Annotated in this window: 8 protein-coding genes; 4 read left to right on the forward strand and 4 right to left on the reverse strand. The window is 71.4% G+C overall.

The annotated features are described in order from the left end of the window. Window positions 1-578 (forward strand): zinc-binding dehydrogenase (locus DY240_RS25820; RefSeq protein WP_147375526.1); only part of this gene is annotated, 578 nt, incomplete at its 5' end. Between the two features lie 285 nt (window positions 579-863). Here the strand turns inward: DY240_RS25820 and DY240_RS25825 are convergent. The 3 genes from DY240_RS25825 to DY240_RS25835 are packed head-to-tail and all read right to left on the reverse strand — an operon-like array spanning window position 864 to window position 5,446. Continuing rightward, window positions 864-1,499, reverse strand: coding sequence for a GDSL-type esterase/lipase family protein (locus DY240_RS25825; protein WP_119662554.1), 636 nt, complete (start codon window positions 1,497-1,499; stop codon window positions 864-866). Next, complete coding sequence (locus DY240_RS25830) at window positions 1,500-1,697, reverse strand: DUF6104 family protein (RefSeq protein ID WP_119662555.1); 198 nt, start codon at window positions 1,695-1,697, stop codon at window positions 1,500-1,502. Beyond that, window positions 1,697-5,446, reverse strand: a complete 3,750-nt coding sequence (locus DY240_RS25835) for a multifunctional oxoglutarate decarboxylase/oxoglutarate dehydrogenase thiamine pyrophosphate-binding subunit/dihydrolipoyllysine-residue succinyltransferase subunit (protein ID WP_119662556.1) — start codon at window positions 5,444-5,446, stop codon at window positions 1,697-1,699. Before DY240_RS25835 ends, DY240_RS25830 begins: the two co-directional genes overlap by 1 nt. Window positions 5,447-5,693: 247 nt before the next feature. Between DY240_RS25835 and DY240_RS25840 the strand changes: the two genes are divergently transcribed. Continuing rightward, complete coding sequence (locus DY240_RS25840; protein ID WP_119662557.1) at window positions 5,694-6,401, forward strand: permease prefix domain 1-containing protein; 708 nt, start codon at window positions 5,694-5,696, stop codon at window positions 6,399-6,401. On the opposite strand, the gene DY240_RS25845 is transcribed toward DY240_RS25840, so the two are convergent. Further along, window positions 6,333-6,653, reverse strand: coding sequence for a PadR family transcriptional regulator (locus DY240_RS25845; RefSeq protein ID WP_119662558.1), 321 nt, complete (start codon window positions 6,651-6,653; stop codon window positions 6,333-6,335). The genes DY240_RS25840 and DY240_RS25845 overlap by 69 nt on opposite strands. Window positions 6,654-6,726: 73 nt before the next feature. Here DY240_RS25845 and DY240_RS25850 point away from each other — a divergent pair, with 73 nt between their 5' ends. Both DY240_RS25850 and DY240_RS25855 read left to right on the forward strand, forming a co-directional pair. Further along, window positions 6,727-8,130, forward strand: a complete 1,404-nt coding sequence (locus DY240_RS25850) for a cytochrome ubiquinol oxidase subunit I (protein ID WP_119662559.1) — start codon at window positions 6,727-6,729, stop codon at window positions 8,128-8,130. A gap of 1 nt (window position 8,131) precedes the next feature. Further along, on the forward strand, window positions 8,132-8,745 hold a 614-nt coding region (locus tag DY240_RS25855; protein ID WP_147375527.1), incomplete at its 3' end, for a cytochrome d ubiquinol oxidase subunit II.

The raw sequence follows: 8,745 nt of genomic DNA on the forward strand, positions 1-8,745 counted from the left end.
TCGAGGAGGCCGCCTGCCTGCCGACCGCCTGGCTGACGGCGTACCGCATGCTGTTCACCCAGGCGAGGGTGACGCCCGGGCAGACGGTGCTGGTGCAGGGCGCGGGCGGCGGCGTGGCGACGGCGCTGGTGGCGCTGGGCGCGGCGGCCGGCGCGCGCATGTGGGTGACGTCGCGGAACCCGTCGAAGGCGTCGCGCGTGCTGGCGCTGGGCGCCGACGAGGTCTTCGAGAGTGGCGCCCGGCTGCCGGCCCGCGTCGACGCCGTCATGGAGACGGTGGGCGCGGCGACGTGGGCGCACTCGGTGCGGTCGCTGCGACCCGGCGGCACGCTGGTCGTCTCGGGCGCGACGTCGGGCTACGCGGCCGAGACTGAGCTGAACCGGGTGTTCTTCCTGCAGCTGCGTGTGCTCGGTTCGACGATGGGGACGCGCGACGAACTGGTCCGGCTGCTGGCCTTCTGCGAGCGGACCGGCCTGCGCCCGCCCATCCACAGCGTCCTGCCGCTGGCGGAGGCCCGCGCCGGCTTCGCCGCCCTCGACGCCGGCGACGTCTTCGGCAAGGTCGTCTTCACCCCCTGACGCGTGGACGTCAGGCCGGCGCCTCCCGTCCGGCGACAGCGTTCACACACCGTTGCCGGGCGAACGCCCATCGTGCGCCGCCCCAGCCGGCGTTGATCTTGGAGTTGTTCGGCACATGTGGGGTGAAATGTCCGATAGATGGCCGAACAACTCCAAGATCAACTTGGGAGGGGGTCAGGCGTGGCGCACGTCTGGGCTGCCGGGCCGACGAGGGCGAGGAATGACTCGCCGTGCTGGGATCGGCCTCGAGGTAGCTGAAGAGCCCGTCCTCGGCTCACCGCGGGCTCACGACGTGGCGCGGGGGACCCGGCGGTCCTTGACCGGCGTGCGCGGCGCCTCGACGCCCAGCCACGGGTACCAGCCGCCGTTGAGTACGAGGTAGGCGAGCAGGCCGTAGCCGGTCTGGTCGGGGTGGATGCCGTCGTCGGCGCGGGCGCGCTGCCAGGCCGAGTTGGCGCTCAATGGCCCGAACGTCGCGATGTAGGGGACCTCGCGCCGCGCGCACAGGTCGGCCCAGGCGGCGTCCAGCTCGCCGATGCGCGCCACCATGGCGTCGTCGCCGACCGGCGGCGGCCCGACCACCAGAGCCGGGACGCTCACCGAGGAGAGGCCGAACTCCAGCGCCGCCACCGACCGCGCGACCGGCACGCCCCGGTGGGCGTCGGCCACGCCGGGCGCCAGGACGACGCGGTGCTCGTCGCCGCGGGCGAAGCGGGGCGCGGACTCCATCGGCATCCGGACGACCACTTCCTCGGTCGCCTCGCCGCGCACGCCCAGCGGGTACGCCGTCAGGTCGACACCAGTGGACGGCGGCGTGCGAGCGGCGACCCGGCCGACCCAGCCGAGCGACTTCGGATCGCCGACGCCGGCGACGAAGGAGTCGCCGAAGACGCAGACCCGGACATCGCGGGGATCGGCCACTCAGTCGTCCTCGGCGACGGCGTCGTCGTCCTCGTCGTCGGCACGGGCCAACCAGGTGGCCAGCCGCTCGACGGCGGTCTCGAACTCCGGGTTCTGGTCGACGAAGTCGCGCAGCCGCTCGGCCAGCCAGCCCAGGGTGACCTGTTCGTCACCCCGGCGCTCGTCGAGTTCCTCGATGCCGCGGTCGGTGAAGTACATCAGGCGAACGCCGCGTCGTGCAGGGCCTTCTGCTGCTCGAGGTGGACGTGGTGGTTGCCCACCGCCGGCGACGTGCTGGCCGGCCGCGTGACCGGCCGGAACGGGATGCCGTCGGGCAGCCGCGGCGCGAGGTGCAGCGCCATGAACGGCCACGGGCCCATGTTCTCGGGCTCGTCCTGGACCCAGCGGATCTCGCGCGCGTTCGGGTACTTGGCCAGCTCGGCGGTGATCTCCTGCGCCGGCAGCGGGTAGAGCTGCTCGACCGGCACGATCGCGGTGTGGTCGTCGGACCGCTTGCCGCGCTCGGCCAGCAGCTCCCAGGTGATCTTCCCGCTGCACAGCAGCACGCGGTCGACCTTGGCCGCGTCGAGCGGTTCGGGGTCGCCCAGCACCGGCCGGAACGTCGTGGTGCCGGTGAAGTCGTCGGGCGCGGAGACGGCCCGCTTGTTGCGCAGCATGGACTTCGGGGTGAAGACCACCAGCGGGCGGTGCTGCGCGCCCAGCGCCTGCGAGCGCAGCAGGTGGAAGTAGGACGCCGGCGTGGACGGCTGCGCCACCCGGAACGCGTCCTCGGCGGCCATCAGCAGGAACCGTTCCATGCGCGCCGACGAGTGGTCGGCGCCCTGGCCCTCGTAGCCGTGCGGCAGCAGCAGCACGACGCCGGAGTACTGGCCCCACTTGGCCTCGCCGGAGGTGATGAACTCGTCGATGATGGTCTGCGCGCCGTTGGCGAAGTCGCCGAACTGCGCCTCCCACAGCACGAGCGACTCGGGCCGGGCGACGGAGTAGCCGTACTCGAAGCCCATGGCCGCGAACTCGGACAGCAGGGAGTCGTAGACGTAGAACTTCGCCTGCGACTCGTCGAGGTGCTGCAGCGGAATGTACGACTCGCCGGTCTTGCGGTCGACCAGCGAGGCGAACCGCTGGACGAACGTGCCGCGGCGGCTGTCCTGGCCGGCCAGCCGCACCGGGCGGCCGTCGAGCAGCAGCGCGCCGAACGCGGTGATCTCAGCCGTCGCCCAGTCGATGCCGCCGTCGGTGAGCGCCTGCGCCCGCCGCTGCACCTGCGGCAGCACCTTCGGGTGGACGGTGAAGCCGTCGGGCACCGTGAGGTAGGCGTCGGCGACCCGCTTGAGCACCTCGGGCGTGGTGGCGGTGACGACCTCGCCCTCGGGTGCGGGCTTGTCGGGGTAGCTGGGCACCGTGGTGACGCTGGTGGGCGCGGTCTGCCGGGTCTCGGCGAACACCCGCTCCAGCTGCTGCTGGTAGTCGAGGAGGACCTGCTCGGCCTCCTCGATGGTGATGTCGCCACGGCCGATCAGCGCCTCGGTGTAGAGCTTGCGCACCGGCCGCTTCGCCTCGATGAGGTCGTACATGAGCGGCTGGGTGTAGCTGGGGTCGTCGCCCTCGTTGTGGCCGCGCCGGCGGTAGCAGACCATGTCGATGACGACGTCCTTCTTGAACGCCTGCCGGAACTCGAAGGCCAGCCGGGCCACCCGGGTGCACGCCTCGGGGTCGTCGCCGTTGACGTGGAAGATCGGCGCCTGCACCATGCGCGCGACGTCGGTGGAGTACATGGACGAGCGCGACTGATCGGGCGACGTGGTGTAGCCGACCTGGTTGTTGACGACGACGTGGACGGTGCCGCCGGTGCGGTAGCCGCGCAGCTGCGAGAGGTTCAGCGTCTCGGCGACGACGCCCTGGCCGGCGAACGCGGCGTCGCCGTGCACCAGGATCGGCAGCACGGGGAACTCCTCGCCGCGGTCGAGGATGTCCTGCTTGGCCCGCGCGATGCCCTCGAGCACGGGGTTGACCGCCTCGAGGTGGCTCGGGTTGGCCGTCAGCGAGACCTTGATCTTCGAGCCGTCGAGCGCGGTGAACTCGCCGTCGGCGCCCAGGTGGTACTTGACGTCGCCGGAGCCCTGGACGGTGCGGGGGTCGATGTTGCCCTGGAACTCGCCGAAGATCTGCGCGTAGCTCTTGCCGACGATGTTGGCCAGCACGTTGAGCCGGCCGCGGTGCGCCATGCCGATGCAGGCCTCTTCCAGCCCGGCCTCGGCGGCGGCCTCGACCACTTCGTCGAGGATCGGGATCAGCGACTCGCCGCCCTCGAGCGAGAACCGCTTCTGCCCGACGTACTTCGTCTGCAGGAACGTCTCGAACGCCTCGGCCTGGTTGAGCTTGAGCAGGATGCGCAGCTGGTCCTCACGCGGGGTGAGGTCGACCGGCTTCTCGACCCGCTCCTGGATCCAGCGCCGCTGCTCGGGCTCTTGGATGTGCATGTACTCGATGCCGACGGTGCGGCAGTAGGCGTTGCGCAGCACGCCGAGGATGTCGCGCAGCAGCATGAACCGCTTGTTGCCGCCGAAGGAGCCCGTGGCGAACTCGCGGTCGAGGTCCCACAGCGTGAGCCCGTGGGTGCTGACGTCGAGGTCGGGGTGGGTGCGCTGCTTGTACTCCAGCGGGTCGGTGTCGGCCATGAGGTGGCCGCGCACGCGGTAGGCGTGGATCAGCTCCAGCACCCGGGCCTGCTTGCTGACCTCGTCCTCGTGGCTGTGCGGGACGTCGGTGGCCCAGCGGATGGGCTCGTACGGAATGCGCAGCGCGCGGAAGATCTCGTCGTAGAAGCCGTCCTGGCCCAGCAGCAGGCCGTGCACGATGCGCAGGAAGTCGCCGCTCTGGGCGCCCTGGATGATGCGGTGGTCGTAGGTGCTGGTGAGCGTCATGGTCTTCGAGACGCCCAGCCGGGCCAGCGTCTCGGGCGCCGCGCCCTGGTACTCGGCCGGGTACTCCATGGCGCCGACGCCGATGATGGTGCCCTGGCCCTTCATCAGCCGCGGCACCGAGTGGACCGTGCCGATGGTGCCCGGGTTGGTCAGCGTGATGGTGGTGCCCTGGAAGTCGGCGACCGTCAGCTTGTTGTCGCGCGCACGGCGGACGACGTCCTCGTAGGCCGCCCAGAACTCGGCGAAGTTGAGGTCCTCGGCGCCCTTGATGCTCGGCACCAGCAGCTGCCGGGTGCCGTCGGACTTCTTCATGTCGATGGCCAGGCCGAGGTTGATGTGCCGCGGCTTGGACAGCGCCGGCTTGCCGTCGATCTCGGCGTAGGCGTAGTTCATGTCGGGCATCTGGTGCAGCGCCTTGACCAGCGCGAAACCGATGATGTGCGTGAACGACACCTTGCCGCCGCGGGACCGGGCGAGGTGGTTGTTGATGACGATGCGGTTGTCGACCAGAAGCTTGGCCGGGACGGCGCGCACGCTGGTGGCCGTCGGGACCTCGAGGCTGGTCTCCATGTTGGTGGCCGTGCGGGCCGGTGCGCCGCGCAGCGGGACGATGTCGGGCTGGTCGGCCGCGGTGTCCTGCGGCGGGGCCGGCGCCTTGGCGGCCGGCTGGGCCGGGGTCGGCTTCGGCGGGGCGGCCTTGGCGGCCGCAGGGCTGGGCTGAGCCTGGGCGGCCTGCGACGGTGCGGGCTGCGACGCTGCGGCCTGCGCCGGCGCGGCGGCGGGCGTGGAAGTCACGGTGGTCCTCGTGGGGGACGTGGCAGTGGCGGTCGGTGCGGAGGTCTGCTTCGTGGCGGTGGCGGAGCCCGGTGGTCCGGCGGGGGCGGTGCCGGCGGCGTTGCGCTCGGCGAAGTACTCCGCCCACTGGGGGTCGACGCTGGTGGGGTCTTGGAGCCAGCTCTCGTAGAACTCCTCGACGAGCCACTCGTTCGGTCCGAATCCCGATTCCGGGCCGGTGGGGGCCACTGTCGCGTTCGCCTTCTTCCGTTCGAATCTGCGCGGCTGCTCTGGTACAGATTAGTCGCGGTCACCGACTCCGCGCATCGGCGCAATCGTGGCCTAGATCACTAGGTACGAACAAGTCGACATCCTGTCCACCGGTCGCCGCGGGTCGGGGACATCCCGGAGCGGTCCCGGGGATGCCAGCGTGGACCTTCTGCGCTCCGGTGGGCGGCCGTTACGCTGGCGGCGAACCGTCCATGCGGGAGGCGCAGTGATCGACCAGTACGTCGCCCGGTTGCGCCGCGAGGTCCGTGGACCGTACCTGCCACGGCGCAGCATGCTCCGCGAGCTGCGCGACGGCCTGCTCGACGCCGCCGACGCGCACCGGTCCGCCGGTGCCACCGACGCCGAGGCGGAGCGGCTCGCCGTCGAGGAGTTCGGCCCGGCCGAGGTGGTCGCGGCCGGCGTGCGCGAGGAGCTGGCCGCCGTGGCGGCGCGCTACCTGGCCGGGCTGGTGGTCGTGCTCGGCTCGGTGCAGTTCGCGCTGGCCACCTATACCTGGACGACGGCGGCCGCCGCGCAGGGCTGGCCCGAGCCGTCCCCGTGGTACGGCGTGCTGTCGCGCGCCGTCGACGTCTCCAGCTTCGGGTTCATGGGCCTGTCCGCCGTCGCGGTGCTGGCGCTGGGCCGCGGCGCCCGCCGGCTGCCCACTCGCCGCGTGGTGCGGGTGGTCGCCGTCGTGACGCTCGCCGACGTCGCCCTGCACGTCGGCAGCGGGGTGGTGCTGAGCGCGTTCGCGCCGGCCAGCGTGGGCGAGTGGGAAGGGCCCGAGCTCGTGCTGATGTCGCTGCTGTCGGTGGTGTCGGCGCTGTGGATCAGCTGGCTGGCGGTGAGCTGCCTGCGGTTGACCTCACGCCGGGCCCAGGATGGCGTTCATGACGCTGCTCATCTCGCTCCAGGCCTGCTGCTGCGCGGCTAGGTAGCCCCTGCCCTCGCGGGTGATCTCGTACGTGCGCCGCTTGCGTCCGCCGACGGTGTCCCAGGAGCTGCGCAGGTAGCCCAGCCGCTCGAGCCGCCGCAGCGCGGGGTAGAGCGTGCCGGTGGGGAGGTCGACGGCGCCGTCGCTGCGCGCGTGCAGCGCCTCGGAGACGCCGTAGCCGTGCAGGGGCCGGTCGCGGACGACGGCGAGGATCAGCGCGTCGAGGTTCCCGCGGAGGGCGTCGGCCTTCATGTCGGTAGTCTACGCATCATCATGTAGCCTGCCTACAGGTAGACAGGCAAATCTGGCGCGGGGAGGGGCGAGGATGAGCGTGCTGGACGTGTCGCGGCTGCAGTTCGCGCTGACGGCGATCTTCCATTTCCTGTTCGTGGTGCTCACGCTCGGCCTGGCGCCGGTCGTCGCGTTCTTCCAGACCCGCTGGGCGGTCACCGGGAGAGAGGTCCACGAGCGCCTGACCCGCTACTGGGGCCAGCTCTACGTCGTCAACTACGCGATGGGCATCGTGGTCGGGCTGGCCATGGAGTTCCAGTTCGGCCTGCACTGGAGCGGGCTGATGACGTTCGCCGGCGACGTGTTCGGCGCACCGCTGGCGACCGAGACGCTGGTCGCGTTCTTCCTGGAGTCGACCTTCCTCGGCATGTGGATCTTCGGCTGGCACCGGCTGAACCGCTGGGTGCACACCGCGCTCATCTGGCTGGTGGTGCTGACGGCGTACCTGTCGGCGTACTGGGTCATGGTCGCCAACGGGTTCCTGCAGGATCCCGTCGGCCACGTCGTCGAGGACGGGGTGGCGCGCATCGACGACGTCGGTGCTCTGCTGACCAACCACCAGGCCGTCGGGGCCTTGCTGCACATCGTCCCGGTCTGCCTGCTGACGGGGAGCATCGTCATGGTCGGCATCTGCTCGTGGCACTTCCTGCGCGGCACGGCCAGTCATGTCCAGACGTCGGGTCACGCAAAGATCGCGAACTCTCTCCGGGCAGCATCAACCCGGACCGAGGACTCAGGGGGACCTTCGGCCCCCCGTCGCCCGTCGGTTTTGCATGACCCTCCGGACGTCGACTTCTTCCGCCGCTCGTTGCGGGTCGCCGTCGTGGTGGGCGCGGTGGCCGCGGTGTTCGCCGTCGGCAACGGCTACGCGCAGTTCGGCTACCTGACCGAGGGCAAGGAACTGGCGCTGGGCGGGTCCGCGGCGGAGCGGGCCGAGTTCCAGGCCGAGATGAAACGGCTGCACGGCCCGGGCGACTGGACCCCGCCGACGTGGATCTCGTTCGCCTGGCCGCTCATGGAGATCAGCGGGACGCTGTACATGCTGATCTTCTTCGGGCTGGTGTTCTTCCTCATCAAGAACGCCTTCGACCGCGCGCGCCCGGCCGTCCTCCGCCGGTTCTGGCACCGGTTCTACGTGTGGACGCTGCCGTGGCCGTTCGTGGTGGTGGCCTGCGGCTGGCTGATCCGCGAGGTGGGCCGGCAGCCGTGGGTCGTCTACGGCGAGCTGACCACGGCCGAGGCGGTCTCGTCGCACGCCGCGGGCACCGTGCTGACCAGTCTGATCGTCTTCGGCGTGCTGTTCGCGACGCTCGCCGTGCTGGACTGGTGGCTGATCGCCCGGCTGGCCCGGCGCGGCCCGTACGACCTCGTGCTGGGCTCCGACGGCGCCGCTCGTGAGGAGCCCGAACCGGAACTCGTGCTGGTGGGGAAGGACTGACATGGACATCCTCTGGCTCGGCCTGCTCGGGTTGCTGCTCACCGGCTGGTCGGTGCTCGACGGCGCCGTTCTCGGGCTCGGCGCGTCGTTGCGGCGCATCGGACGCAGCGGGCCGGAGCGCCGGCTGCTGCTGACCGCGCTCGGGCCGTTCCTGCTGGGCGGCGAGGTCTGGCTGGTGGCCGCTGCCGGCATCCTGATCGGCGCGTTCCCCGGGCTGGAGAAGGACCTGCTGTCCGCCTACTACCCGCTGGTCGTCGGGCTGGTGGTGGCGTGGGTACTGCGCGACATCGCGGTGTGGTTCCGCAGCCGGCGCCCCTCGCGGGCATGGCAGGACGGCTGGGAGACCGTCGTCGTGGTGGCGAGCACGGCCGTCCCGTTCGCGTGGGGACTGCTGCTGGGCAACGTCGCCCAGGGGGTGCCGACCGAGGGGCGGCCGGGGGTTGAGACACTGGTGGGGCCGTATTCACTGTTGTGGGGGGCCGTCGTGGTCGCCGTGTTCACGCTGCACGGCGCGGTGTTCGCCGCGCTGCGGCTGCCGCCTGAGCGCCGTTCGCGCGCCGCCGCGACCGTCCGTCGCGCCGGCGCCGCCGCGCTGGCGCTGCTGGCCGCCGTCGG

The sequence above is a fragment of the Jiangella rhizosphaerae genome, from assembly GCF_003579925.1.
Taxonomy (GTDB): Bacteria; Actinomycetota; Actinomycetes; order Jiangellales; family Jiangellaceae; genus Jiangella; species Jiangella rhizosphaerae.